General features: G+C 69.0%; 24 protein-coding genes and 1 pseudogene. 11 read left to right on the top strand and 14 right to left on the bottom strand.

The window, feature by feature from the left end; all coding sequences use genetic code 11:
• The first annotated feature begins 172 nt into the window (after window positions 1-172).
• Window positions 173-970, top strand: a complete 798-nt coding sequence (locus tag E0H45_RS12100) for a glycosyltransferase family 2 protein (RefSeq protein WP_131337058.1) — start codon at window positions 173-175, stop codon at window positions 968-970.
• A complete protein-coding gene (locus E0H45_RS12105; protein ID WP_131337060.1) occupies window positions 960-2,498 on the top strand; it encodes an MptA/MptB family glycosyltransferase in 1,539 nt (512 codons plus the stop codon). Before E0H45_RS12100 ends, E0H45_RS12105 begins: the two co-directional genes overlap by 11 nt.
• On the opposite strand, the gene larC is transcribed toward E0H45_RS12105, so the two are convergent.
• Complete coding sequence (larC, locus tag E0H45_RS12110) at window positions 2,495-3,763, bottom strand: nickel pincer cofactor biosynthesis protein LarC (protein WP_131337062.1); 1,269 nt, start codon at window positions 3,761-3,763, stop codon at window positions 2,495-2,497. The two genes, E0H45_RS12105 and larC, sit on opposite strands and share 4 nt — an antisense overlap.
• Window positions 3,763-4,479: a nickel pincer cofactor biosynthesis protein LarB gene (gene larB, locus E0H45_RS12115; protein WP_131337064.1), complete on the bottom strand. Its 717-nt coding sequence runs from the start codon at window positions 4,477-4,479 to the stop codon at window positions 3,763-3,765. Before larB ends, larC begins: the two co-directional genes overlap by 1 nt.
• A gap of 113 nt (window positions 4,480-4,592) precedes the next feature.
• Here larB and E0H45_RS12120 point away from each other — a divergent pair, with 113 nt between their 5' ends.
• Window positions 4,593-5,072, top strand: a complete 480-nt coding sequence (locus E0H45_RS12120; RefSeq protein ID WP_238154924.1) for a DUF4446 family protein — start codon at window positions 4,593-4,595, stop codon at window positions 5,070-5,072.
• A gap of 4 nt (window positions 5,073-5,076) precedes the next feature.
• Here the strand turns inward: E0H45_RS12120 and E0H45_RS12125 are convergent, their stop codons facing one another.
• A complete protein-coding gene (locus E0H45_RS12125) occupies window positions 5,077-6,636 on the bottom strand; it encodes a bifunctional phosphatase PAP2/diacylglycerol kinase family protein (RefSeq protein ID WP_238154925.1) in 1,560 nt (519 codons plus the stop codon).
• Between the two features lie 127 nt (window positions 6,637-6,763).
• Between E0H45_RS12125 and serS the strand changes: the two genes are divergently transcribed.
• Both serS and E0H45_RS12135 read left to right on the top strand, forming a co-directional pair.
• The gene (gene serS / locus E0H45_RS12130) at window positions 6,764-8,038 is read left to right on the top strand and encodes a serine--tRNA ligase (protein WP_131337069.1); all 1,275 of its coding nucleotides are present in this window, start codon (window positions 6,764-6,766) and stop codon (window positions 8,036-8,038) included.
• Window positions 8,035-8,829 carry an HAD family hydrolase gene (locus E0H45_RS12135; protein ID WP_131337070.1) on the top strand — a complete coding sequence of 265 codons (795 nt, stop codon included), beginning with the start codon at window positions 8,035-8,037 and terminating at the stop codon, window positions 8,827-8,829. The genes serS and E0H45_RS12135 overlap by 4 nt, the downstream gene beginning before the upstream one ends.
• A gap of 144 nt (window positions 8,830-8,973) precedes the next feature.
• On the opposite strand, the gene E0H45_RS12140 is transcribed toward E0H45_RS12135, so the two are convergent.
• The gene (locus tag E0H45_RS12140) at window positions 8,974-9,528 is read right to left on the bottom strand and encodes a WhiB family transcriptional regulator (protein ID WP_238150764.1); all 555 of its coding nucleotides are present in this window, start codon (window positions 9,526-9,528) and stop codon (window positions 8,974-8,976) included.
• A 587-nt stretch (window positions 9,529-10,115) separates the two neighbouring features.
• On the opposite strand from E0H45_RS12140, the gene E0H45_RS12145 reads away from it, so the two are divergent.
• Window positions 10,116-10,925 (top strand): HAD family hydrolase, encoded by an 810-nt coding sequence (locus E0H45_RS12145; RefSeq protein ID WP_131337074.1) that lies wholly within the window; start codon window positions 10,116-10,118, stop codon window positions 10,923-10,925.
• Between the two features lie 4 nt (window positions 10,926-10,929).
• Here E0H45_RS12145 and E0H45_RS12150 read toward each other — a convergent pair whose 3' ends face one another.
• The 6 genes from E0H45_RS12150 to E0H45_RS12175 form a co-directional block, all read right to left on the bottom strand.
• The gene (locus E0H45_RS12150; RefSeq protein WP_165546416.1) at window positions 10,930-11,538 is read right to left on the bottom strand and encodes a proteasome activator; all 609 of its coding nucleotides are present in this window, start codon (window positions 11,536-11,538) and stop codon (window positions 10,930-10,932) included.
• Window positions 11,539-11,626: 88 nt separating this feature from the next.
• Window positions 11,627-12,157, bottom strand: a complete 531-nt coding sequence (locus E0H45_RS12155; RefSeq protein WP_131337077.1) for a CGNR zinc finger domain-containing protein — start codon at window positions 12,155-12,157, stop codon at window positions 11,627-11,629.
• A 169-nt stretch (window positions 12,158-12,326) separates the two neighbouring features.
• Window positions 12,327-14,939, bottom strand: a complete 2,613-nt coding sequence (locus E0H45_RS12160) for an FtsX-like permease family protein (protein WP_131337079.1) — start codon at window positions 14,937-14,939, stop codon at window positions 12,327-12,329.
• Complete coding sequence (locus E0H45_RS12165) at window positions 14,939-15,655, bottom strand: ABC transporter ATP-binding protein (protein ID WP_131337081.1); 717 nt, start codon at window positions 15,653-15,655, stop codon at window positions 14,939-14,941. Before E0H45_RS12165 ends, E0H45_RS12160 begins: the two co-directional genes overlap by 1 nt.
• Window positions 15,652-16,224 (bottom strand): PadR family transcriptional regulator, encoded by a 573-nt coding sequence (locus E0H45_RS12170; RefSeq protein WP_131337083.1) that lies wholly within the window; start codon window positions 16,222-16,224, stop codon window positions 15,652-15,654. The genes E0H45_RS12165 and E0H45_RS12170 overlap by 4 nt, the downstream gene beginning before the upstream one ends.
• A 33-nt stretch (window positions 16,225-16,257) precedes the next feature.
• Window positions 16,258-16,830 (bottom strand): TetR/AcrR family transcriptional regulator, encoded by a 573-nt coding sequence (locus E0H45_RS12175; protein ID WP_131337085.1) that lies wholly within the window; start codon window positions 16,828-16,830, stop codon window positions 16,258-16,260.
• 73 nt (window positions 16,831-16,903) lie between these two features.
• On the opposite strand from E0H45_RS12175, the gene E0H45_RS12180 reads away from it, so the two are divergent.
• Window positions 16,904-17,320: a VOC family protein gene (locus E0H45_RS12180; protein WP_131337087.1), complete on the top strand. Its 417-nt coding sequence runs from the start codon at window positions 16,904-16,906 to the stop codon at window positions 17,318-17,320.
• On the opposite strand, the gene E0H45_RS12185 is transcribed toward E0H45_RS12180, so the two are convergent.
• The 4 genes and pseudogenes from E0H45_RS12185 to E0H45_RS43845 all read right to left on the bottom strand — a co-directional run.
• Window positions 17,310-18,287, bottom strand: a complete 978-nt coding sequence (locus tag E0H45_RS12185) for an NAD(P)H-quinone oxidoreductase (RefSeq protein ID WP_131337089.1) — start codon at window positions 18,285-18,287, stop codon at window positions 17,310-17,312. The two genes, E0H45_RS12180 and E0H45_RS12185, sit on opposite strands and share 11 nt — an antisense overlap.
• 16 nt (window positions 18,288-18,303) lie before the next feature.
• Window positions 18,304-19,164, bottom strand: coding sequence for an aminoglycoside phosphotransferase family protein (locus tag E0H45_RS12190; RefSeq protein WP_131337091.1), 861 nt, complete (start codon window positions 19,162-19,164; stop codon window positions 18,304-18,306).
• A gap of 32 nt (window positions 19,165-19,196) precedes the next feature.
• Window positions 19,197-19,736 carry a molybdenum cofactor guanylyltransferase gene (gene mobA / locus E0H45_RS12195; RefSeq protein WP_238154926.1) on the bottom strand — a complete coding sequence of 180 codons (540 nt, stop codon included), beginning with the start codon at window positions 19,734-19,736 and terminating at the stop codon, window positions 19,197-19,199.
• A 41-nt stretch (window positions 19,737-19,777) separates the two neighbouring features.
• A pseudogene (locus tag E0H45_RS43845) lies at window positions 19,778-19,909 on the bottom strand (MerR family transcriptional regulator); the annotation flags it as partial.
• Window positions 19,910-19,944: 35 nt separating this feature from the next.
• On the opposite strand from E0H45_RS43845, the gene E0H45_RS12200 reads away from it, so the two are divergent.
• The 4 genes from E0H45_RS12200 to E0H45_RS12215 all read left to right on the top strand — a co-directional run bounded on the left by E0H45_RS12200 (window position 19,945) and on the right by E0H45_RS12215 (window position 23,709).
• The gene (locus E0H45_RS12200) at window positions 19,945-20,736 is read left to right on the top strand and encodes a carbon-nitrogen hydrolase family protein (RefSeq protein ID WP_131337096.1); all 792 of its coding nucleotides are present in this window, start codon (window positions 19,945-19,947) and stop codon (window positions 20,734-20,736) included.
• A gap of 55 nt (window positions 20,737-20,791) precedes the next feature.
• Window positions 20,792-21,859 (top strand): Rv2231c family histidinol phosphate aminotransferase CobC, encoded by a 1,068-nt coding sequence (cobC, locus tag E0H45_RS12205; RefSeq protein ID WP_238154927.1) that lies wholly within the window; start codon window positions 20,792-20,794, stop codon window positions 21,857-21,859.
• 84 nt (window positions 21,860-21,943) lie between these two features.
• The gene (locus tag E0H45_RS12210) at window positions 21,944-22,411 is read left to right on the top strand and encodes a BatC protein (RefSeq protein WP_131337100.1); all 468 of its coding nucleotides are present in this window, start codon (window positions 21,944-21,946) and stop codon (window positions 22,409-22,411) included.
• Window positions 22,408-23,709, top strand: a complete 1,302-nt coding sequence (locus E0H45_RS12215) for a cupin domain-containing protein (protein WP_238154928.1) — start codon at window positions 22,408-22,410, stop codon at window positions 23,707-23,709. The genes E0H45_RS12210 and E0H45_RS12215 overlap by 4 nt, the downstream gene beginning before the upstream one ends.
• Window positions 23,710-23,739 lie beyond the last annotated feature (30 nt).

Consider the following 23,739-nt stretch of genomic DNA (forward strand, 5'->3'; position numbering starts at 1 on the left):
AGTCGTTTTTCCTGACACCGGAAATCCTGCCGCCGCTGCGACCCGGGAACATCTGCCACCTGGCCGATATCGATCGTCCCCTGGCCGACCCGTCGTACGAAAGGACGAGAATTCCGCGGGCAGCGGCTGCTGACGCGGTCGATCGGCTGGAGAGGAACTAGGCTGCGGTGCTGTGCCCGATGAAGACCAGTCCCCCGAACCGTTCGAGCGTGCCGTCGCCTGCGTGATCCCGGCGAAGGACGAGGCCGACCGGATCGCGGCGACCGTCGACGCGGTGCACAAGATCATCGGCGTCGACCTGGTCGTGGTCGTCGACGACGGCTCCACGGACGGTACGACGGAAGCGGCCGAGCGGGCCGGTGCGGTCGTCGTACGGCACGAGCGCAACCGCGGGAAGGCTGCCGCGATGGAGACCGGCGCGGCCGCCGTCGCGGAGCGGGACGGCGCCAGGCCGCGGCACCTGCTGTTCCTCGACGCCGACCTGACCGACACTGCGTCCGGAGCGGGTCCGCTGATCGAGCCGGTGCAGACCGGCCGCGCGGACATGACCATCGGGACGTTGCCGGCGCAGATCCGGGCCGACGGGTCGAAGGCCGGCGGGCACGGGTTCGTGGTCCGGCTGGCGCGGGCCGGGATCCAGGAGGCGACCGGCTGGGCGCCGGAGCAGCCGTTGTCCGGGCAGCGCTGCATCACTCGGGCCGCGTTCGACTCCGCCGTACCGCTGGCTGCCGGGTTCGGTGTCGAGACCGCGTTGACGATCGACCTGGGCCGGAAGGGTTTCCGGATCCTGGAGGTGCCGATCGAGGTCCGGCACCGCGCGACCGGGACGGATCTTCGCGGTCAGCTGCACCGCGCGAAGCAGTACCTGCACGTCCGGCGTGCGCTCGCCGCTCGCAGTGCGCTGCCCGCGGACGGTGGTGGGCCGTCGCTGCGCAGTCTTTTTCCGCGGAGACTGCGCAATGAGCACTGAGCTGGGCCTGAAGTACGGCCGTTGGGCTGTCGCTCTCTATCTGGCCTGTACGGCGCTGATCGTCGCGGTCGGTCTACTCGGTCCGTCCGTGGTCGTGCTGACCCTGACGAACAGGCATGCGTGGCTCCCGTCGTACTGGTTCGACACCAAGCCGAACGACTGGCTGGTGTCGGTGATGATCTACGTCGCGATCGCGCTCGGCGGGTACGGCGTTTTCCTTGCCACCAAGGCGTTGAAGCACGGCTGGGCGCCGCGCGTCGACCGATTGATTGCCTTGGGCATCGGTACGACGGCGGCGGTCACGCTGGTCCCGCCGATGGCGTCCGGGGACGTGCTGATCTACGCGGCGTACGGGCGGATCATGGCGCTCGGCGGCGACCCGTACACGGCGTCGCCGGCGGACACCATCCGGCTCGGGTACGACCCGGTGATCACCGCGACCGAGCGTCCGTGGCAGGGCGCGCGCAGCGTCTACGGGCCGATCGCGACCTGGATCCAGTGGCTGTCCTCGGTGATCGGTGGGAACTCCGCGCAGCTCACCGTGTGGATGCTGCAGTTGTCGGTCGCGATCGGCCTGGTCGTCACCGGGTTGCTGCTGGTCAAGCTGGTCGGCAAGGACCTGCCGGCCAAGCGGCGCGTGATCATGCTCAGCCTCGCCAACCCGCTGCTGCTGTGGTCGGTGCTGGCCGGTGCGCACAACGACGCGATCGCGGTGATGTTCGCGGTGATCGCGCTGGTGCTGTTCCGGCGGCACGTGTTCCTGGCCGGCATCCTGATCGGCGTCGCGGGCTGTACGAAGCTGTCGATCGGCCTGGTCGGCGTGGCGATGCTGTGGGCGCTGCGCGCCGACCGTCGTAGGTGCCTGTACTTCTGCGGTGGCGGCGCGATCGCGATGGGCGGTCTGTACGCGATCGTCGGGCTGCAGGCGTTCCAGCAGGCGCGGTCGCAGACGTCGTTCATCTCCACCGGCACGCCGCACAAGGTGCTGCTGAGCTTCTTCACCCTGTTCCTGCCGAACGGTCTGGTGCGGACCGTCCTGGCGATCCTCGCCTGGGTCGGCCTGATCGTGGTCGCGATCCTGCTGACGCAGGTGCTGCCGAAGTCGTTGGTGCCGCAAACGCATCCGGACGACCCGACGCCGGCCGCGATCCGGTACACCGCGATCTACGCGATCGCCTGGGTGCTGACCGCGATGTACTCGCTGCCCTGGTACGACGTGATCGCCTGGGCCGCCCTCGCCGCGGTCGCCGCGTCGAAGGTCGACGGCCTGATGGTCGTCCGTACGACGATGCTCGCGATCGCGTACGTCCCCGGGCGGGACCCGCACGCGCGCCAGGTCGCCTCGAGCCTGTCGGACTCCCTGGAGTTCTTCAGCGCGCGCCTCCGCGACACCATCTGCCCGGCGATCGAGCTGGCCGTCCTGATCGGCCTGATCGTCTGGGCCCGCCGCAACGGCGCCCAGTGGTGGCCGTACGACTGGCCCCGCCGCAAACAGAAGGCTGTCGCGGAGAACGCCGAAGCGCGCTAACTCCAGAGGTCGTGGCCGGCTGCGATCGCCTTGGCGAGGATCGACTTCACCGGCTTCTTCAGGACGTTCGCGGCCGCGGCCACGTCGTCGTACTCCGGCTGCACGTTGATCACCTGACCGCCGTACCGGGCGATCTTCACGTGGATCGACTGGCCCTCGACGTCGACGGTCGCGAACTCGCGGTCCGCGGCGTGCTTGCGGATCCCGAACTCACGCAGTCCGATCGCCGATGTCTCGGACAGGATCACTGCCCGGACCGTCTCGGCGTTCGCGCTGCCGACCAGGACCGACAGCGTGTGCGCCGGACGGCCCTTCTTCATCAGGATCGGGGTCAGCCACGCGTCGGCGGCGCCGGCCTCCATCAGCCGGGCCAGGACCTGCGGCCAGATCCGCGGGTCGAGGTCGTCGACGTTGGTCTCGTAGACGAGCTCGGTGGCCAATTCGTCGGCTGACGCACCGATCACCACGCGCAGGATGTTCGGCACCTCGACCGGGTCCCGGCCACCCGCTCCGACGCCGGTCTGCTCGATCCGCATCGGCGGCATCGGGCCGAACTCGTCCGCCAGGGTCGCCAGCAGGGCCGCGCCGGTCGGTGTCGTCATCTCGTACGGCGCCGGACCGCCGGTCACCGGTGCTTCGGCCTCGGACACCAGATGAAGGACCGCGGGACCCGGGATCGGGATGCCGCCGTGCTGACCGCGCACCTGACTCCCGCCGCCCAGCACGATCGTCGAGACGACGATGTGATCGAGGTCGAGGGAGACGGACGCGGCGGCGACGCCGACGATGTCCGCGATCGCGTCCAGTGCGCCGACTTCGTGGAAGTGCACGGTGTCCGGCTCCACCCCGTGAGCGGCAGCCTCCGCGCGGGCAAGACGCCCGAAAGTATCCAGCGCCCGCGCCCGAACCGCGTCGTCGAGCCGAGCCTCCTCGAGCAGCCGCCGAACCTCAGCCCAAGCCCGAGTCGGCCCATGCCCTCCGCCGCCACTGTGACCGTGACCGTGTCCGGCGTCCTCGTGACCGTGCCCATGCCCGTGTCCGGCGTCCGGGATGTTTTCCGGGTGGAGCTCGCCGTTGACCTTGACGCTGGCTTTGGTGGCGGCGATCTGATGACGAGCGGTCTGGGCGACGCTGACGGACAACGACGGGTCCACAGCAGCGACAGCCGCGTTCACCGCGTTCAGGTCGGCACCTGCCGACAGAAAAGCGCCCAGGAGCATGTCACCGGAGGCGCCGGCAGAGCAGTCGATCCAAGCGACTCTCATCAGGCCTCCTTCGTCTCGCGAGGAGTCGACTGGCGCGCGACGCGTGCCGCGAACACTCCGGCCCCGAACCCGTTGTCGATGTTCACAACCGTCACCCCAGGCGCGCACGAGTTCAGCATTCCGAGGAGCGCAGCCAGTCCACCGAACGAGGCGCCGTACCCAACTGACGTCGGCACCGCCACCAGCGGCACCCCGACCAGCCCGCCGACAACGCTCGGCAGCGCGCCCTCCATCCCCGCAACCACGATCAGGCAGTCCGCCGCGTCGAGCCGCTCCCGCTCCCCGAGGATCCGGTGCAGCCCGGCGACGCCCACGTCCGTGATGACATCCACCCCGGCCCCGAACACGCGAGCCGTGGTCGCCGCCTCAGCAGCCACCGGAGCGTCCGACGTACCGGCCGCCACGACAGCGACAGTTCCCCGCTGTGCCGGCGGTTCGCCGAGCACCGCCGTACGGCCGACCGGGTCCACCACGGTGTCCGGCAGCGCCGCGGTCACCGCCGCCTGGGCCTCGTCCGTCAACCGGGTCGCCAGTACGGCGTGACCGGGATGGGTGGCGTGCAGGGTCCGCAGCAGTTCCACGACCTGAGACGGCGTCTTGCCCGCGCCGTAGACGACTTCGGCGTCCCCGGTGCGCTCCAGCCGGTCGGTGTCGAGGCGCGCGTAGCCGAGGTCGTGGACGCCCGGTTGTGGGCCCTGATCAGGCAAATGTGTCACGCCGTGAATCTACGTTGCCCCGGCCCGAGGTACCGCATCCGTCCTCGACCATGCACGCTGTGCGATCACCTGAACACTCAGGCACAACACTCGATGCCTTAGGCTCTCGTGCTGTGTCTTCGACGTTAGCCGGTGCCTTCGGGGTCGCCGCCCTCTTCGTGGCGGTGCTTGCCCTGGTGTTCGCGATCCAGGCCCTCCGGGCCCGGACGGTCTCGTCGGACCACGGCTCACCGACCGCACTCCCCCAGCCGGAACCACAACCGGCCCAGCCGGAGGCCAAACCCGGCACCGTGAAGTCGGAGCTGCGCAAGCTCGGCAAGGACCTCGAAGTCACCCGCGGCGAACTGAAGGAAACCCTCCAGCACCTGGCCGTCGTCCGGTACGACGCCTTCGGCGAAACCGGCGGCAAGCTCTCCTGGTCGATGGCGATCCTCGACGACAACGGCGACGGCGTCGTCCTGACCTCGATCAACAGCCGCGCCGACGCCCGCACCTACGCCAAGGAAATCAAGTCCTTCACCAGCGAGTCCAAACTCTCCCCAGAAGAGGAAGAGGCCCTGGAAACCCTCCGCAAGGAGTCAGAGCAGCCCTAGGGTCCTAGCGGCGTTTGGGGACTCGGGCGGTCAGGGCGCCGGGTTCTATTTCGGTGGAGAGGGAGCGGCCGGGGCCGATCGGGTCGCCGTCGAGTTGGCGTTGGACGTCCACGGCGGCGACGAGCTCGACCTTGCGGCCGGTGAAGCGTTCCAGGTACATGTCGGTGCGGTTGGTGCGGGTCAGCAGCCGCCAGACGACGATCGGCCACTGGGTCACCCGCCGCGGCGCGATCACCACGACGTCCAGCAGCCCGTCGTCGGGGCGGGCGTCGGGCAGCAGGGGGATGTTGGCCTGCAGCATGCCGACGTTGCCGATCACGACCGTGCGGACGCGGCGTTCGATCGTCTCGGCGTCGTCGATGGTGATCTGGACGCGTACCGACGGGTGGTTGATGTTCTTCGCCGCCGACACCAGGTACGCGGTCCAGCCGATCTGCTTCTTCAGGTGCGGCGGGGCGTCGGACATGATCGCGGCGTCCAGCCCGAGCCCGGCCATCACCGCGAACCGGTCGGTGTCGAGCTCGTCACCGTGGACCCGGACCAGGTCGATCCGCCGGTCGCGTCCTTCGAGGATCCGCTCCAGCGCGTCGTCCAGGTCGAGCGGGATGTGCAGGTTGCGCGCCAGCAGGTTCCCGGTGCCGGCCGGGATCACGCCGACCGGAATCCCGGTGTGCGCGAGCGCCGAGCACACGACCCGGACCGTACCGTCGCCGCCCGCGACCAGCACCAGGTCGGACTCGTTCTCGATCGCCAGCTTCGCCATCGCGTTCCCGGCGTCGTCCACGCGGGTCTCCAGCCAGAGCGGATCGTCGTACCCACGGACCGCGAGTGCCCGGGTCACCTTCCTCCGGAACGCCACGCCGTCGCCGACCTTGATCGGATTCACGATGACCGACGCCCGTGGCGGAGCCGTCGTACCGTCGTCGTCCGACGGGGTACGCCGACGGCGCCGCCGCAGCCCCGGCCGGAGGCCGAAACCAATCGACGTCGCGGTCAGGATCGCCAGCCCGAGCGCCCAGCCGCCGAGTATGTCGGACACGTACTCGACGTTCAGCGCGATCCGGTCGGCCGACGCGATCCACACCACCGCGAGCACCGGCAGCAGCACCAGCAGCCGGAACCGCCGCCGCCAGCCCCGCACCGACGGCAGTACGACGCCGAGCGCGCCGGCCATCACGAACGCGGCCGTCGCGTGACCGGACACGTACGAGAACCCGCTGTTCTCGACCAGCATCAGCGCCGGCGGCTCCCGCTCGAAGATCGCCTTGACCGCCTGCACCAGGCCCAGCTCGGCGGCGGCGGACGTGATCAGCCAGATGGTCAGCAGCCGCGCCCGGCGATGCCACAGGTACGCCGCGACAACCAGGATCACCGCCCGCGACGTCCACGGCAGCACGACCGCCCCGACGACCTGCCAGAAGTCGACGACACTCTCGTGGGCGGCGCCGTACGACGCGGCACGCGCGGCGACCGACTGGTCCCAGCGAGCCAGCGGCGGCCACTCCCCGAACACGAGCACCGTGATCACCGTGAACGGCAACGCACCCAGCACGACCGTGAGCACACGTCCGATCGGAGTGGGTGGGTGGTGGTTCATGGCCCGCTCAGATCCCCCTAGATGGTCACGTGTACCTAGACCATCATCCCGAATAGACTTCGCCGGTTCTGACACGCCCCGATACCCTCAGGGTGTGATTGACGCGAAACTGCTCCGTGAGACCCCTGATGTCGTGCGCGCCGCCCTGACCAAGCGTGGCGAGAGTACGGACCTGGTCGACCAGATCCTGGTCGCCGACGGGGAGCGTCGATCGTCCATCTCCGCCTTCGAGGCGCTCCGGGCCGAGCAGAAGTCGCTCGGCAAGCAGGTCGCCCAGGCCAAGGGCGACGAGCGCACCGCGCTGCTGGAGCGCACCAAGACGCTGGCCGCCGAGGTGAAGGCCAACGAGGCCGCCGCGAACGACGCCGGCCGCCGCTTCGACGAGCTCGCCGCCGCCCTGCCGAACCTGGTCTCCGACGAGGCCCCGGTCGGCGGCGAGGACGACTTCGTCGTGGTGGAGGAGGTCGGCAAGCCGCGCGACTTCGCTGCCGAGGGCTTCGAGCCCCGCGACCACCTGGCGCTGGGCGAGCTGCTCGGCGCGATCGACATGGAACGCGGCGCGAAGATCAGCGGATCCCGGTTCTACTTCCTCAAGGGCGTCGGGATGCTGCTCCAGCTCGGCATGCTCCAGCTGGCCGTCCAGCAGGCGGTGGAGAACGGCTTCACCCCGATGATCACGCCGACGCTGGTCAAGCCCGAGGTGATGGGCGGCACCGGCTACCTGTCGGCGCACGACGACGTCTACCGGCTCGAGGACCCCGAGCTGTACCTGACCGGTACGTCGGAGGTCGCACTGGCCGGCTACCACATGGACGAGATCCTCGACCTGTCCAATGGCCCCGTCCGCTACGCGGGCTGGTCGTCCTGCTACCGCAAGGAAGCCGGCTCGCACGGGAAGGACACCCGCGGGATCATCCGTGTCCACCAGTTCGACAAGGTCGAGATGTTCTCCTACTGCAGCCTGGAGGAGGCCGCCGCGGAGCACCTGCGGCTGCTGGCCTGGGAGAAGGAGATGCTCGACAAGATGGAGCTGAGCTACCGGGTGATCGACACCGCGACCGGTGACCTGGGCGTCTCGGCGTACCGGAAGTTCGACTGCGAGGCGTGGGTGCCGACGCAGGGCCGGTACCGCGAGCTGACCTCGACGTCGAACTGCACGGACTTCCAGGCCCGCCGCCTGAACATCCGGCACCGGGACGCCGACGGCAAGACGCAGCCGGTCGCGACGCTGAACGGAACGCTGGCGACCACCCGCTGGATCGTCGCGATCCTGGAGACGCACCAGCTGGCCGACGGCTCGGTCCGGGTACCGACCGCGCTGCAGCCGTACGTCGGCGGCCGCGAGGTCCTCGAACCGGTGGCCAAATGACGGACGGACCACGGCCGACGGCCGTTGCCCTGGACATCGATGGCACGCTCATCGACCACGACGAGGGGATGTCGCCCGCAGTCGTCGACGCGGTTCGACGTACCGCAGCGCAGGTGCCCGTGATCCTGGCCACCGGCCGGGCCTGGTCGACCACCAGGCCGGTGGCCGAGCGGCTCGGCCTCCGGTCCGGCGGATTCGTTGTCTGCAGCAACGGTGCGCGCACGCTGCGCTACCCGGACGGCGAAGTCGTCGACGAGCGGACCTTCGACCCGTCGACGGTGATCACATCGGTGCGCAGGTACGCGCCCAACGCGCGGATGGCGGTCGAGGACCAGGACGGCAGCTACCTGGTCACCGCGCCGTTCCCGGACGGCGACCTCGGCGCGGACGCGCGGATCCGGGTGGTCGGCGACGACGAGCTCGCACCGCAACCCGTGACCCGCTTGATCATCCGGGACCCGGACCAGTCCGAGAGCGATTTCGTCCACCTGGCGGAACGCCTCGGCCTGCACGGTGTCAGCTATTTCGTGGGCTGGACCGCATGGCTGGACATCGCGCCCGAGGGTGTGGACAAGTCGACCGGCCTGAAGGTCGCGCTCGCACAGCACGACCTGGACCCGGCCGGCCTGCTGGCGATCGGTGACGGACGCAACGACATCGAGATGCTCACCTACGCGGGTCTCGGCATCGCGATGGACTCCGCCCCGGACGAGGTCAAGGTCGCCGCCGACGAGGTCACCAAGTCCGTCCAGGACGACGGCGTCGCCGCCGTACTCAACCGCTGGTTCTGAGGCAAGCCCTTTCGGTCAGAACCGAAAGGCTTGACAACTGGATTGCTCGAGGCAAGCGAAAGGCCCGGACGCCCTGTAATTACAGGGCGTCCGGGCCTTCGATCGTTCAGTCTCCGATAGTCCGCTGGCGGGCCGAGTATCGGATCAGGCCACTCGGCTGCTACCGGTGCGGCGTGGCTGGTGCTGCTGGTCGACGACGGTGTCGAACGCGTCCAGCACGGCGCCGACCTCGGGCCGCGGCCGCGGCGTCTTGGCTGCCGGGCTCTGGCCGCGACGGGCCCGCCGCAGGTGCCGCTTGACCGTCGACAGCGAGCAACCCAGCCGCATGGCCAGGGACTCCAGGCTGTCGTTCGGGTACTGCGTGCGCAGCCGCAGAACTTCTTCGTGGCTGACCGGACGGCGGGTGCCCCGCGCGCCGGCAAGCTGGTCGAAGTCGTCCGCCTGCACCTCGACGTCGAGCAGGTTGCGGATCGAACGCCGTTGTACAGCAGTGGTTCCGGCGACGAAGCCGCTCACGTCGTGCTCGGCGACGGCGCTGTACAGGCAGTCCGTGAAGAGCGGGCACGACGCGCAGAGCGTCTTGGCCTCGCGGACAAGCTGCTCGTACCGCTCCCTGGTACGACGGGTTGCGGACGCCGGCGGCGGCTCTTCCATCAGGCGGTGCTGAAAGATGTCGGAACGAGCGATGCAGCCGGTCATTGCTCCCTCCCCGTTGGAACATGTGTCGACAGCCGCTCGAGAGCTACTGCCCCCCGGCCCCGCTAGATTGGCGCTGTTGACGATCATCAAGGCTCCCCAAGTATCAAGACCCGAATGAACGAACGGTGAACGACGTTCGTTCGCACGGATCCGCTAGCTGATGGACCTGCGTACTTCGCCGGCCCACCGTGTCGTCCCGGGCGCGGGACGCACCGATCCATAACTGTTGACGTCGCTGCCGTGGTTTTGGTTGCAGCCAATTCCACAACAGTTTCTTCGACGCTTGTATGTGCTTCCGGAGGTGGGGCGGCATCAGTCGCGCTGATCCAGAACACGCTTACGACGCGAACGAACAGCCCCCGGTTCCCCGCCAGACCACCGCATGAAATCACGCACCAACGGGGTGGCGCAGGGGAACTTGCTGCCTTTGCAGCATCCTGCCGTAACGGTCTGATGACGTTGTCAAAAGCTCAATCAGATAAGTCAAAAAGACCTGAAGCCAACGTCGTACCGCTTGCGCCCGAGGCACTCGGAAGGGTAGTGCGCGACCGGCTCGTGCGTCGGCACTGTGGCGATATCGTTACCCGGTGACGGCCCCGCGAAACCCCCGCCTGATAGCCACCGATCTCGACGGAACGCTCGTCCGCAGTGACGGCACCGTGTCCGAGCGGACTCGCGCCGCGGTCCTCGCGGCACAGCAGGCCGGAAGTGTTTTCGTGATGGTCACCGCCCGGCCACCTCGCTGGCTGCACGACCTGTCGTACCTGGTCGGCGACCACGGTGTCGCGATTGTTGCCAACGGCTCCATTTTGTACGACGTCCTGCGCCGTAAGGCGATTCGGACCCGGTTGATCGACCCAGCGGTCGCACTCGACGTGGCGCAGGCGATCCGCGCGGCGATTCCGGACGTACAGTTCGCCATCGAGCGACCGGACCGCTACGGACAGGAACCGGTCTACCTGAATCGCTGGCCGAAACCGGACAACACGTTGATCGCCGCGGTGGAGGAACTGCTGGCGGAGCCGGCCGCGAAGCTGCTCGTCCGGCATCCGAGCATGCACTCCGACGAACTGCTCGGCCTGGTGAATCCGTTGGTGGGCCAACGAGTGACGGCCAGTCACAGTGGAGGTCACGGTTTGGTGGAGATTTCGGCGAGCGGGGTCTCGAAGGCCTCGATGCTGGCCGATTTCGCCGCCACACAAGGGATCTCGGCTGCTGAGACGATCGCCTTCGGTGACTCGGTCAACGATCTCCCGATGCTCGCCTGGGCCGGAACGTCGTACGGCGTCGCGAACGCGCATCCCGAAGTCCTCGCAATGGTGGACAAAACTGCCCCCGCAAACGACGAGGACGGCGTCGCCGCCGTCCTCGAGGAGTTCTTCCAGCCTTTGAAATAAGGCGTTACAAGTACATCCCGCCGCTGCCCGGGCCGTCGGTGTTGCCGGCCTGCGGCCCGCCGGGGAAGCCGGGGTGCTCTTCGCCGGGCAACTGCTGACCGCCCGGAAGCGCGCGGCGCATCTGCTCCAGCTGCTGACGCGCGGCCATCTGCTGCGCGAACAACGCCGTCTGGATGCCGTGGAACAAGCCTTCCAGCCAGCCCACCAGCTGCGCCTGCGCGATGCGCAGCTCGGCGTCGGTCGGAGTGCTGTCGTCGGTGAAGTCGAGGCTGAGACGCTCCAGCTCCTCGACCAGTTCCGGTGCGAGGCCGCTCTCGAGTTCCTTGATCGACGCCTCGTGGATCGCCCGCAACCGCGCCCGGGAAGCTTCGTCGAGCGGTGCCGACTTCACCTCTTCCAGCAGTTGCCGGATCATGTTGGCGACCCGCATCACCTTGGCCGGCTGCTCGACCAGCTCGGTCACGGAGCGCGGTTCGTTGTCGTGCTCGTCGTCGTCGGAGCGCGGCGGTCCCTCGACGGCCATGCCGTCCGGCCCGACGATCAGCACCTTGCCGTCTTCGGTGCGCGCCCCGGCCATCGGAATCTCCTGGCCCTCGCTGCTGCTCTCGCTCATCTGCCCATCCTAGGCCGGGGTCATCTTTGAGCCCCCACCAACCATCTCCGGCGTCGATTTCTGGTTGAGCGGTGCTCAAGGAGGGGAATCAGGTCGTGCGGGCGCGGTGGCGGCGTACGGCGTCCCGGTTGGCGCAGGCGGGGCTGCAGTAGCGCTGGCGTCCGGTGCGGGAAAGGTCGGCGTACACGTTGTCGCAGCCTTCGGTGGAGCAGCGGCCGAGCCGGGTGATGCCACGGCCGGCCAGGTGCAACGCCGTACCGGTGCTGATCAGGGTCGCGACCAGCCGCCCGACCGGCACGTTGTCCGGGCGGTAGTGCATGTGCCAGCCGTCGCCGGCGTGGTTGGTGAGCCGCGGATGCTCGGTGTACTTCGCGAGCATCGCGTTCACCAGGTCGACCCGCGCCTGCTCGTCCGGTGCGTCCACGACCCGCAGCCACTCGTCGAGCGCGATGCGTACCGCGGCCAGATCCGCGGCGGTGACGTGCCGCTCGCGCACGAGGCGGCTCTCGACGCCGCTCTCCTCGCACCGCTCGGCCAGCTCGTCCGGCGTGGTCGCCGGGCGGGTCACCAGGTTCACCGCGAGCAGGACCGCGTCCGCGCCGTAAGGGTTGAGATGCATAAGGCCATTACATCACGATGGATCCATGACCGACCTCCACCGCCATCGCTGGTCCGCGATCTCGAGCCACCACGTCAGTGAAGGGCTGGTCGTGTACCAGCGGTGTGCCTGTGGCCAATGGCGCATCACAAGCACACCGCCGTACCCCGTCGCCTACCCCGAGATCGCGTTAGTCGATGCGGCTGACCATCGGTAGACGGGATCGGGTGAGGAGCCAGGCGAGCAGACCGGCGAACAGTGGTACGACGACCACGATCCCGCCGATCTCCGCCCATGGGACCACGAAGTGCGGCGACCCGAACGCGGCGTGCGCCGTGTAGCCGTACAGCGCACCGACCCCCACGCCCAGCACGCAGCCCAGCTGTCCGAGCACCCACGCCTGCGCCGCCGCGAGCGACCGCCGTCGCCTCGGGGGCGCACCGATCGCCGCCAGCGTGGCCAGATCGGCCCGTCCCTCGGCAGCTGACAACGACACCGAGATCGCGACGCCGAGCAGTGTGACCACCGTCGCCGCGAGCAGGATCCCGATCAGGAAGAGCCGCCCCGGGCTCTGGTACCCCTTCTCGACCTGAAGCCCCTCGTCCGTCCCGAGCGTCCGGGCGACTGCGCCGAGCTCGTCCTTGGACGGCTCCCTCGTCAGTTCGAAATGCACCTCGCTGACACGGATCGTTCCCAGCTCGCGGGCCGCGTCCCGACTGATCAACGCGGTGTCCCGCAGGAACTGAACCGCGGGCGGGCGGCCGAACGACACGGCGTCGAGGTTCCGCAGGTAGTTCTGGTCGTCATCGTTGTGCATGGCAACCTTCTGTCCCGGGTCGAGCTTGACGTCCGGAACCACCACCTTGCCGTCCCGCAGCGCGGCGGCCGCCTTCTCGCCGTACTCCCCGAACCGGGCGATGAACGCCGGATCCGCCGCCTGGAGGCTGAATCCGTTCATCCCCTCGGAGTTCTCCGGCGTCGCGACCGCAAGGATCGGCAGGTAGCCGTACTGGTTGGGCTTCTGGTTCGGCAGCAGTACGTCGCCGAGCTCGTACTGCGTCCGCACCGGCAACTGACTGTCCAGTCCCGAGACGAGCGCCGGCGTGTACTTGATCTCACCCGGAACGCCTTGATTGACACGCAGTACGGCGTCACCGTGCCGACCGACTGCGATGTAGTTCGCGGCGTCGGCGGCAATCGAGTTGGACGCGGCGAACGCGACCGCGGCGGTGCCGGCGACGGCCATCATGATCGCGGCCGTCGCGGGACCCGTGCGATGCCGGTGCCGCGCGGCGTCGCGCATCGCCATCCGGCCGCTCAACGGCAGCGACCGCGCCAGGCCGGCGACCTTGGCGACCAGACTCGGCAGCATCCACACCAGTGCGGCGACGGACGCGGTGATGCCGAGCAGCACCAGCGCGATCGGACCGCTCGGCGTGGCGGTCGCCTGCTGACCCAGCGGCGAGTGCCGCGCCGACTTCAACGCCGCGGCGATCAGCGCGCTGCCTGCGAACACGGACACCAGCCCGGCCGCCAGCAGGACGACCGCGGCGATCCGGATCCGCGCCGCCTTCGCAGTCACGGTGAACCGGCCGGCCAGCGCAGCCATCGGCGCCTGCCGACCGGCACTGATCGCCGGTACGACGGCAGCGGCGAGTCCGGCGCCGAGACCGAGGACCGCGATCGCCACGATCGTGCCCCAGGGGATCTGCCACGCCGTGAAGATCGTGTCCGTCATCCGTTCCCAGACCGGCTTCGCGCTGAACACCGCGAGACCGGCGATCGCCAGTCCGCCGGCCACGCCGACCAGCCCGGCGAACAGACCTTGCGTCACGACGATCCGCCGGACGTCGCCCGGCGTACCTCCGGCGGCCATCACCAGACCGAGTTCGCGGGTCTGGCGGCGCGCGCCGACCGCGAACGCCGTACCGGCGAGCAGGACGATCTCGAGGATGCCGAAGCCGATCACCAGCGCCATCGCGGCGTACGGACCGATGTCGTCGGCGGTCGTGCCGTACGGGTCCGGCGGCGGATCGACGATGGTTGCTCGCGGCAAGAGAAACAGGCCGTTGTTGATCAGCTCGGTGCTGAGTTGGTTGAGATCAGCCGAGTCCGGCAGGTCGACGAGGTACTGGACCGTGCGAGTCGGATCGACTTCGTACAGCGTGGAGTCGGGCGTGGCGAAGATCGCCGGCGCGCTCTGCATGGTGAGCATCCGGGTGATGCCGACGACGGTGTACCTCTTGCCGGTCGTGCTCTCGACTGTGTCGGCCGAGCCGAGCTTCTCCGCGAGTGACGGCGAGATCGCGACCTCGTCGGCCTTCGCCGGCAGGCGGCCCTTGTCGAGCTTCACGGTTCCGGTCGTCAGCGGATTCGCGCCGTCGCCCGTGAGCAGCGTGACCGAGGTCTTCGACTCCGGGACACGGACCTCGACCATGCCGGAGTCGACGAACGGGCGGGCCAGCTTCGTCCCCGCCGGGAGCAGCGGGCTCGGGTCGAACGTGGACGGTGTGCGGACCGCTTTGTCGTGGCCCTCGGCCGGCGGCGGTTCGCCGTACGTCATCTCCTGGCCCGGCGGCACCTGGAGCTTGTCGTACTGCGTGACGTCGAGCCGGCCGTCCGCGCGGCCGATCGTGTTGGCGGCCAGCGTTTCGCCGCTCGGACTCGCGGACTTCAGCACGATGCCCAGCCATGTCGCAGCCAGCACCGGCAGGCCGATCAGCGCCGCGACGAGCAACGTGCGGCCGAGTGATCTTCGCGCCGTACGCCGGGCGATCCGCAGCGGCGCAGCCCACTTGCCCATCAGCGGCTCTCCTGCAGCAGCGCGTCCGCATCCGGCAGCGGGCCCGCTTGTCCTACCAGTACGCCGTCGCGCAGATACACCACGCGGTCCGCCCAAGCGGCGTGCCGGGCGTCGTGGGTGACGAGAACGCCGCCGATGCCGTGCTGGTCGCAGCGGTCCCGGAGCAGCCGCAGTACGGCCTCGCCGGTGTCGGAGTCGAGCGCGCCGGTCGGTTCGTCGGCGAGCAGCAGGCGGCGTTCGCCGACGATCGCGCGGGCGATCGCCACTCGTTGCCGTTGACCACCGGACATGTCGTCGGGGAAGCGGTCGGCGAGCTCCTCGATTCCCACCTCCTGCAGTGCGGTGACGGCGTGCTTGTAGGCAGCCCGGCTCCGCGTGCCGTCCAGCTCCAGCGGGAGCGCGACGTTCTCGGCCGCGGTCAGTGCGGGGATCAGGTTGAAGTCCTGGAACACGTAGCCGATCCGGCGCCGACGCAGCGCCGCCACGGCGTTCCGGCCGAGCGTGGTGAGATCGTTGCCGTCGACAAGCACCTCGCCTGCGGTCGGCTGGTCGAGACCGCCGGCGCAGGTGAGCAATGTCGACTTGCCGGACCCGGACGGGCCCATCACGGCGACCAGTTCCCCCGGCGCCACGGCCAGATCTACGCCCCGCAAGGCATGCACGGCCTGCTCACCTTGACCGTGCGTCCGCGTCAACTTCCGAATGTCGAGGATCATGAGCGCGCCTCCTGATCAGCCGGTACGTCGTACGTCTGGGGAGCGGGCCGTGGTTTGCCGCGGTGGCGTAACAGCATCGCCTCGCAGTGGTCGAGCCAGCGGATCTCGGCCTCGGCGCCGAAGATCATCGATTCGATGACCAGCTGCCAGGAGATCTCGCCCTCCGCGCTGTTGCGCTTCTGCCGGGTGAGCTCCTGCAGCGACTGCATGGTCGACATCCGCTGCCGCTGGACCACGGCGCTGACGTCGACGCCCGGCACCGCGAGCGCCAGGGCGAGCTTGATCGCGAGCTCGTCACGTGGGCGCGACTCCCGGGCGACCGGGGTCTGGAACCAGTTCGCGAGTTCGGTCCGCCCGGCGTCGGTGATCTCGTACATCGAGCGGCCGTCACCTTCCGACGACGCGGCCCGGACGAGGCCGTCGCGCTCGAGGCGCGTCAACGTCGTGTAGACCTGCCCGATGTTCAGCGGCCAGGTCGCCCCGGTGGCTGCCTCGAACTCACCGCGCAGCTGGTAGCCGTACTTCGGCTCGTCCTGGAGCAGCGCCAGCAATCCATGCCTGATCGACATAGATACTGAGTATGCATACCGAGTATGCGGCCGTCAATCCTCGCGGGTCAGGCGGCGTACCAGGCGGGCGGTGATCGCCTCCACGTCGTACGGGCGTCCGGTGCCCGGGGTCAGTTGGTCGAGGACCAGGCCGTCGATGGCGAAGTGCAGCAGGCGGATCTCCTCTGCGCCGCCTGGCAGGCCGGCGTTCGCGTTGAAGGCGACGTCGGCGTCGAAGCCTTGGCGGAGCGTGCGCGACAGGATCTCGTGCAGCCCGGGGCGGCGGGCCGCTTCGAGGCGGAGCTCGAGCAGGGCGAGCGTGATCTCCGGCCGACCGAGCAGGCGCTCGACGATGTAGTGCACGTAGTCCGTCATCAGTTCGAGGCCCGGCTCGCGGGCGGCGAGTGGTTCGAGGACGGCCTCGTCCGGAGCGAGGCGTTCGAAGATCCGCTCGCCGAGTGCGCCGAGCAGGGCGTCGCGGGTCTTGAAGTAGTTGGACGCCGTACCCGCCGGGAGTCCGGCGGCGGCGTCGACGGCTCGGTGCGTCAGGCCGCGAGCGCCGGCTTCCGCGAGCACGGCCAGGCCGGCGTCGGCCAGTTGGGTACGGCGTTCCGGATTCCGGGGCATGTTGACAATGCTAGCAGAGTTCCACTACAACTGTCGTACACAACAACAACAGCTGTAGTAGTCAGGAGATTCTATGCAACCCGCGGCATTCGGCGCGACCGTCGTCACCGACCACCCCTCGGAGGTCGCCGCCTTCTACACGCAGTACCTCGACCTGCAGATCGGGATCGATCTCGGCTGGTTCATCACGGTTCGCCGCGGCACGGCGGACTGGGAGCTCGCGATCATGGAGCGCGGCCACCCGACGATTCCGGCGGCGGTGTCGGCGCAGACCGAGAGCGCATGCGTCTTCGGCTTCATCGTCGACGACGCCGACAAGATCGCCGCCGCGCTCCGTGACGGCGGCGTGAAGCTGGAGGGCGACCCGAAGACCGAGGTCTTCGGCCAACGGCACTTCTTTGTCCGCGACCCGGCGGGCACCTGGATCGACGTGATCCAGCTGGTCGAGCCCGACCCGGAATGGGTCGCCGCCAACCTGCCTACAGAGTGAGCAGGACCTTGCCCAGCTGGGTGGACTGCTCCAGCGTCTCGTGAGCCTTCGCGACCTCGGCGAGCGGGAACGTGGAGTGCACGACCGGGCGGACCTTGTGCTCCGCGATCAGCGGCCAGACGTGGCCGACGACCTCGGCGATGATCCGGCCCTTGTCCGCCACCGAACGGAACCGCAGGCCGGTGGCGATCACCGATCCGCGCCGGCTGAGCAGCCGTCCGAGGTCCAGTTCGCCCTTCGCGCCGCCCTGCATCCCGATCACCACGAGCCGCCCGTCGTACGCGAGCGACTTCACGTTGTCGGTCAGGTACTTCGCGCCCATGATGTCGAGGATCACGTCGGCGCCCGCGCCGTGGGTCGCCTCGTTCACCACGGACGCCCACTCGGCTTCCTTGTAGTTGATCGCGACGTCCGCACCGAGCCGGGTGCAGAACTCCATCTTCTCCTTGCTGCCGACCGTGGTCAGCACCCGCGCGCCGTGCGCGACGCCGAGCTGGATCGCCATCGTGCCGATCCCGGACGAGCCGCCGTGCACGAGCAGGGTCTCGCCCGCCTTGAGGTGCGCGGTCATGAAGACGTTGGACCAGACGGTCGCGACGACCTCGGGCAGCGCGGCCGCGCTGACCAGGTCGAGACCGTGCGGCACGGGCATCACCTGCGGGGCGGGCACGACGACCTTCTCGGCGTACCCGCCGCCGGCGAGCAGCGCACAGCACTCGTCGCCGACCGACCAGTCCTCGACCTCGGCGCCGACCGCGGCGATCCGGCCGGACACCTCGAGGCCGATCGTGCCGGGAGCGCCTGGCGGCGGTGGGTAGAACCCCTGCCGCTGGAGCAGGTCGGCGCGGTTCACGCCGGCCGCGACGACGTCGATGACGACCTCGTCGACGGCCGGTTCCGGGTCGGGGATCTCGCCGATCCCGAGGAGGTCGATTCCGCCGGCACCATGAACCACGACAGCTCGCATGTTGCCCAACCTACCCTCAGCGCTCGACCAGTTTCGCCAGGTCGTTTGCGATGGAGTCGAGGTAAGTGGTCTCGCCTATCGACTGGAACCAGTCCCATAGTTCGAGCGAGTGATAGAGCCGGTAGAGGTCGACCCGGTCCTCCGGTACGGCGCCGTACCCGTCGGTGAGGCCGGCGAGCTTCTCGGGGTTGTCGCGGGCGGAGTACTGGATCGTCTTCGCCAGGTCGATGAGCGGATCGGCGGCGATCGCGTTCTCCACGTCGATGAACCCGTTCACCCGCCAGGTCGCGGGGTCCACGAGGATGTTGCCTTCGTGGAAGTCGTTGTGACACAGGACGGCTGCCGGGTTGTCCGCGAACAGGTGCGCGTGCTGTTCGACATGGGTGGTGATGTCGGCGTGCAGCTTCGGGTCACCGCCGAGCTGCTCGAACTCGTGCAGCTTCTTCGCGAACTGCCGTCGCATGTAGCTGTCGTTGTCCGGCAGCGGGTCGAGGATCTGAACGGTCAGATAGCCGTACGCCGGTTGCTCGATGCGGTGAACGCGCTGCAACAACTCGCCGAGCTGCGCGTACATCGCCCGCCAGTCGGGCGGCTCGGCCTCGGACAGTGGAACGCCGTCGACCTTCGACAGCATCGTGACGCCGTCGCCGACGTGCAGCACCCGTGGGATCGAGCCGGCGAGCTCCCGCTCAAGCATCCCGTAGACGTGCACTTCCTTGGCCTGCTTCCAGAGCCATTCCGGCGCGTAGACCTTCACGATCACCGGGTCGGCCGACGTGCGCACCTCGTACACGGTGCTCAACTGCCCGCCGGTGCGCTCCACGACCTCGCTGACGTCGAGCCCGGCGACGTCCCTCACCAGCTGCGCGACATCCATGCGTCGAACCTACGATCGCCGTCCAGCGGTTTTCAGTCGTCCAGGTCCGACCAGGTGTCGACGTCGTCGCCTGCGTGGGTCGGTTCGGTCCAGGCGAGGTCGAGGCCGGCGAGCGTCCGGCGTACCGACTTGTCTCTCGGGTCGCCTACGTCGTGGATCGCCTGCGCCAGCGCGGTACGCCGGTACGCGGTCGCGAGCTGCTGCTCCTGACCGTCGGTGTCGCGCAGACCGAACCCGTCGTGGTCTCCGAGGCCCGCAACGAGCGCCGTCACGTCGTCCTCGGTGATCCACGGCAGGTCACAACTCACCACGACGACAATCGGCGCGGTCCCATGCGCCAGTCCAGCCGCCAGACCCGCCACCGGTCCGCCCGACGGCGGGTCCTCCACAGTCCAGTCCACGGCCCGGTACGTCGTACGCACCGGGCCCACTACGACAGTCGAGGCGGCACCTGCTGTCGCCGTCAACACCCGATCCAGCAACGACATCCCGTCGAGCACGAGCATCGCCTTGTCCACCCCACCGAAGCGAGTGGACCCGCCCCCCGCCAGCACCACCACATCGAACTCCACCCCAGCAGTCTCGCATCTGGCCGGCCTCGGGTCCGTCGGCTTCAGTCCTTCGGAAGCAGCGCCTCCCGCCCGACCTCCGCCAGCGACAACCCGAACCCGCGCAGCGCGACGATCCGGTGCAGCTGTCGTACGCCGGCGGCGTCGTACTGCCGGTGCCCCGGAGCTGGTGCGCTCGCTGGGTTGCAGCAGCCTGCGGCACCATGGGGAGATGAGGATCGCCGTGGTGCAGACCGCCAGCAGCTACGACAAGGCCGCCAACCGGGACGCGGTCAGCCGTCTGGTCGCTGACGCCGCGCAGGGCGGGCCTGACCTTGTGGTGCTGCCGGAAGCGATGATGTCCGACTTCGCGGTCGAGGGGGAGTCGGTCGCGGAGGCCGCCGAGGCGCTCGACGGCGAGTTCGTCACGACCCTTCGGAAGGCTGCGGTCGAGCACGGCGTGGCGATCGTGGCCGGGATGTTCGAACGCAGCTGCGACGAGCATCGTCCGTACAACACACTCCTGGCTGTCAGCGCGGACGGCGTACTGCTCGGCGCCTACCGCAAGATCCACCTGTACGACGCGTTCGGGTACAAGGAGTCCGACCAGCTGACACCTGGTGACGTAGCTCCCGTTGTGGTGCAGGTCGGCGACCACTCGCTCGGTCTGATGACCTGCTACGACCTGCGCTTCCCAGAACTCTCTCGGGCGCTGGTCGACGCCGGCGCCGAGGTGCTCGTCGTTCCAGCCGCCTGGGTTCGCGGACCGCTCAAGGAGCACCACTGGACCACACTGCTCACTGCCCGTGCTGTGGAAAACACCTGCTACGTCGCAGCGGCTGCGCAGAACGGCAAGAAGTACTGCGGCCTCAGCCAGGTCGTCGACCCGCAGGGCATCGCACTGGCGTCCGTAGGCGAGTCGGACGGACATGCGTTCGCGGAGATCTCGGCCGAGCGGCTGGCCGAGGTACGCAAGCGCAACCCCTCCCTGCAGAACCGCCGGTACTCAGTCACGCCCCGTTGACCAGTGCGCGGACCGGCTGGTCCGAAAAACTGGCTGACCCGTTAGCCTCCTGGGCGTGGCGGATGGGTTTGATCTGGAGCATCACGGCGATCTCGAGGTCGGTGAGGGGCTGGTCGACCTCGCCGTCAACGTCCGCGCGGGCACACCCCCGCCCTGGTTGCTCGACGCCATCACGGCGAGCCTGACCGATCTGGCGGCGTACCCACGCCAGGACGCGGCCGTTGCCGCGGTCGCGCACCGGCATGGTGTCGCGCCGGACCGGGTGCTGCTGACCGCGGGGGCCGCGGAGGCGTTCGTCCTGATCGCGCGGGCGTTCCGGCCGCGGCATCCGGTCGTGGTTCATCCACAGTTCACCGAGCCCGAGGCGGCGTTGCGTTCGGCCGGCCACCTGGTCGACCGAGTGATCCTGCGGCCCGAGGACGGGTTCACGCTGGACCCGTCCGCCGTACCGGCCGACGCTGATCTCGTTGTCATTGGTAACCCCACCAACCCGACGTCGGTGCTGCACCGAGCCGACGACCTGCGCGAACTGGCGCGACCCGACCGGATCCTCGTCGTCGACGAGGCCTTCATGGACGCCGTACCCGGTGAACCCGAGTCGCTGGCCGGCGCGTCGATCCCCGGGCTCGTGGTGGTGCGGAGCCTGACGAAGACGTGGGGACTCGCGGGTTTGCGGGTCGGGTACGTCATCGCCGGCGCGGGTCTGATCGAGCAACTGGCCGCGGTACAGCCGCACTGGCCGGTGTCCACTCCTGCACTTGCGGCGGCAATTGCCTGCAGCAACGAGCGTGCCGTCGCGGAAGCGGCCCAGGCTGCGCTCGACATCGAACGCCAACGTGTCCATCTGCTTGACAACCTCGGAACGGTGAACGGACTTTCGACGTACGGCGTGGCGCGGGCCCCGTTCGTTCTCGTCCATGTACCGGGAGCGGCGGAAGTGCGGGAATCCCTGCGTGCACAGGGATTTGCGGTACGGCGAGGGGACACGTTCCCGGGTCTCGGGCCGGACTGGTTGCGGGTCGCCGTACGGCCTGAGGACGTGACCGACGGTTTCGTGAAGGTGCTGTCGGAGCTGCTGCCGCCTAATCGAGTTGGCGCTGTAACGCGCGGGGGGTTTAGCTGAGGTCCTCTTTGCGCACAAGATGACCAGTGCCCCGGTTGGTATTCCCCGGGCAACTTTCTGGCCGTTCGCGAAGGGAGCAGCACAATGGGTCTCAGCGATGACGACATGAACACCTCGTCCGAAGGTGGCACCGGCGAGTACGGAGGCTCGGACGGCGGTAACTCGAGCGAGGGCAACGACACCACGGCCGGCGGCTCGACCGCGGCTCCTGGCGGCGGGGGTAGCGGGTACGGCGAGGAGTCCTCCTCGGACGGCGGCGCCGATGGTGGTGCCGATGGTGGTGCCGATGGTGGTGCGGGCGGCGGCGAGGGGCCGGCCGACGGTGGCGCCTCGCCCGGCACTCAGGATGGTGGCGCTGACGGCGGGGCCGGCGAAGGCACGGCGGACGGTGGCGCGAACGAAGGTGGGACCGACGGCGGTGCTGACGGTGGCGCCGGTGGCGGCGGCTATGGCGAAGGCACTGCGGACGGTGGCGCGAACGAAGGCGGGACCGACGGCGGCGCAGACGGTGGCGCGGACGGTGGCGCCGGCGGGAACTCCGGAAGCTGGTGACCACCGTGCCGGAGGCCGGGCCGTTCCCGCAGAACAACCATCCGGCCGCGCAGTCGGCGGCCGATGGTGGTGAGCAGTTGCGAGACGACCGCCCGGCACTCCGGCGCTGTGTGGCCGGGGATCTGGACGAGTTCACCAACTCCTACTGGGGTTCGCGGGCACTCCTGTCCCACGGTCCCGACCTGCCCGCGCCGTACGACGACCTGTTCAGTCTCGACGCCGTGGACGAACTGCTGTCCCGCCGCGGCCTCCGGACGCCGTTCCTGCGGATCGCGAAGAACGGGTCGGTGGTCGGAGACAGTCAGTTCACCGGACCGGCCGGTGCCGGCGCGGAGATCGCGGACCAGGTACGAGACGACAAGGTGGCAGCGCTGTTCGCCAGCGGGCACACCGTCGTACTGCAGGCACTGCACCGGACCTGGCCGGCACTCGTCGACTTCTCCACTCAGCTGTCCGCGGACGCGGGTCACCCGGTGCAGATCAACGCCTACATCACCCCGGCCGAGTCGCAGGGGTTCTCCGCGCACTACGACGTACACGACGTGTTCGTACTGCAAGTGGCCGGCGAGAAGCACTGGACCGTGCACGAACCGGTCCATCTCGACCCGCTCCGCAACCAGCCATGGACCGACCACGCGCGGTCCGTTGAAGAGGCCGCACGCGAACAGGCACCGGTGATCGACGAGGTACTGAGGCCTGGCGATGCGCTGTACGTGCCCCGTGGCTTCTTGCACTCGGCCAAGGCACTGGGTGGTGTGAGCGCACACCTGACCGTCGGGCTGCACACGTTGACGCGCTACCTGCTTGTACAGGAGTTGGCCGCGCTAGCCGCGAATCAGGCGTCCCTGCGCACCGCACTGCCTCTCGGCTTCGACCCGGGCAACCCGGAGCACCTAGCCCAGGTCCTGCCGCAGGTGGTCGAGCTCTTCACGCGGGAGCTCCGGACGGCGACCCCGGACGCACTGGCCAACCGCCTCCGCCGCCGTACCTGGTCCAGCAACCGCCCAGCTCCGCTCCCACCGCTGGCACACGCCGCGTCCATCACCTCCCTCTCCGTCGGTACGACGGTCCGCCTCCGCGCAGGCCTCCGCTGCCGCCTCGTCCCCGGTGATCCGCTCGTTCTCCAACTCCCCGACCGAACCATCACCTTCCCGCCAGCCACGACCGCAGCCGTCACGGAACTCGTCTCGGGCGCGGACTGCAAGGTAGGAAACCTCCCGGGCCTCGACGACGCCGACCAACTCGTACTGGTGCGCCGCCTCCTCACCGAGGCAGTCGTAGTCGCCACCGCCCAGTAACCACCTGGTAGTTGAAGTCGGCAACAGTAT

The organism is Kribbella soli, from assembly GCF_004331345.1.
GTDB classification, from domain to species: Bacteria; Actinomycetota; Actinomycetes; order Propionibacteriales; family Kribbellaceae; genus Kribbella; species Kribbella soli.